Genomic DNA, 2199 nt, shown 5'->3' with positions numbered 1-2199 from the left:
CCACAAACCTTTCGGCTAGTGGCACTCCGTATCCGACCTCACTTTCATCCCACACCTAAAGAAGTGGGCTTTCCCGTTCAGGAAATACTGTAATTTTTTTTTGGATATATAGTATAGTTACTAAACTATCAAACAGAGATTGAGGGTGAATGATATTGGGCTCATTAAATTTGTCAAAACAAACTTTCAACACCATCCCTCGCTTTTTCATGTTTACAGCGATATACTTGGGGGCATTTATTTCACATTTTACAGCCGGCGTCGTCAATGTTTCCCTTCCCCAATTCGTAACTATCTTTCATACGAGCTTGGGTACGGTCCAATGGATCACGACAGGGTATTTACTCGTTATCGCATCCCTGCTTCCTGTCATGGGAAAGCTAGGAGATCGATATGGCTACCGACTCATTCACAATCTTGGGTTATTGCTTTTCAGCATCAGCTCCGTACTGGTCGCCATTTCTCCCACAATAACCGCCTTGCTCATCTTTAGAATGGTGCAGGCCATCGGCGCTGCCATGTTTCAATCTACAAATATTGCGCTAATTACGATTCACGTGCCTAAGGAAAATCGGGGCCGAGCACTTGGAACTCTTAGCACGTTTGTCGCACTTGGCGGAATGATTGGACCGATAGCAGGCGGCTTGATTGCGCAGTGGTTCAGCTGGCAATGGCTTTTTTTGACCCATGTACCAATCGCCATAATTGCCACTTGGCTTGCATTTCGCTACATACCTGTCAGCAAACATGGTAATAGAACGGGTCCTCTCGATATTTTTGGAGCGGTTACGTTCGTAATAGCAATCGGATTCAGCATTTTCGGAATATCGATGGGAAGCACCCTGGGCTGGCGATCGCTTGAAACGATTTCCTTACTCGCAGTTGGTATGTTCACTTTAGCTGCGTTCCTGCTTTGGGAACTACGTCATAGCACCCCCTTTTTACCGATTAAGGCATTTCGAATTCCTGCTGTTACTAGCGGCTTAATCGTTAGTGTCGCTTCTTTTATGTTTGCCAATACCGTCATCGTAACCGTACCTTTTTATTTATTAAGGATTCCTGACATTCTACCCTCTACCGTTGGAATCATCATGATCGCCTATCCAGTACTATTAGCCTTTACGGGGCCGGTCGCGGGTCATTTATCGGATCGTTTTGGTTCCAACCGTCTGATGTTTGCCGGGTTATTCACCATGGGGAGCGGACTTGCCGTTTTTGCCCTTTATCCGAATCAGCTGCCCATAACTTTAGTTATTGCCACACTCGCGCTGGTAGGACTGGGAATGGGGCTCATTGCATCACCGAATAACAGCTTCATTATGCAGCATGTCGAGGCGGAACATATTGGTTCTATAGGAGGAATGATCGCCTTAACGCGGAACATGGGAATGGTTATAGGCGCAGCATTAGGACTCGGGTTTATGAACGGAGTGCCTGAACAGGGACAGGAATATCTGCACCATGCTTTCAGGTCGGTTTTTCAAATCAATGTTTTGTTTTGTATCGGTGTCACGATCATGCTTGGGTACTACGCCTACAATAATAATCCTCGAAACCGGAAATACGTTAAATAACGTTCCAAGTAAATGACATACCCTACATCATCCTCGAAGAAGCCAACACCTCTGATGATCAGAGATGTTGGCTTCTTTTTTCCGGTATTGGCTAGTTATTATCACTTTTCACGAGTGATTCTTACAGCCTCTATTTGACTGTATCGATTAAAATAAGGAGCCTTGTCCTTTTTGATCCATCTGATCACAATAGAACAGAAGATAATGAACCATAACAGACTTGTAAGGAGAACTACTCCAATTGCAAAAAGGTTAGCTAGGGCCTGTCTTCAAACTATAAAACTAGCATTATAAGTGGTAAAATCAGGTTATGAAGAGACGATACGAAATACATGACGATCAGTGGGAACTTATCAAAGACGTGTTGCCAGCCGAACGAAAGAAACAAGGAGGACGACCTGCAAAAAATAACCGGACCATGCTCAATGCCATGCTCTGGATTGCTAGAACCGGCGCGCCTTGGCGCGATTTACCGGAGTATTATGGTCCCTGGAAATCGGTTTACACTCGGTTTCGTCGGTGGCAAATGTCAGGCGTATGGGAGCGAGTCCTTGAACAGATTTCGATTGAACCCGACTTCGAAAATGTGATGATCGATGCGACGATTGTTCGCGTTCATCAACAT

General features: G+C 45.0%; 1 protein-coding gene and 1 pseudogene. Both read left to right on the top strand.

What is annotated here, in order from left to right; all coding sequences use genetic code 11:
* The first annotated feature begins 209 nt into the window (after nucleotides 1–209).
* Nucleotides 210–1574 carry an MFS transporter gene (locus B9N86_RS00010; RefSeq protein ID WP_244562896.1) on the top strand — a complete coding sequence of 455 codons (1365 nt, stop codon included), beginning with the start codon at nucleotides 210–212 and terminating at the stop codon, nucleotides 1572–1574.
* A gap of 310 nt (nucleotides 1575–1884) precedes the next feature.
* A pseudogene (locus B9N86_RS00005) lies at nucleotides 1885–2187 on the top strand (IS5 family transposase); the annotation flags it as partial.
* Nucleotides 2188–2199 lie beyond the last annotated feature (12 nt).

Origin of the sequence: Paenibacillus uliginis N3/975 (genome assembly GCF_900177425.1) — a bacterium.
In the GTDB taxonomy this organism is placed as follows: Bacteria; Bacillota; Bacilli; order Paenibacillales; family Paenibacillaceae; genus Paenibacillus_AQ; species Paenibacillus_AQ uliginis.
The sequence above is the reverse complement of the archived record's forward strand: the minus strand, read 5'-3'. Positions and strand labels throughout refer to the sequence as shown.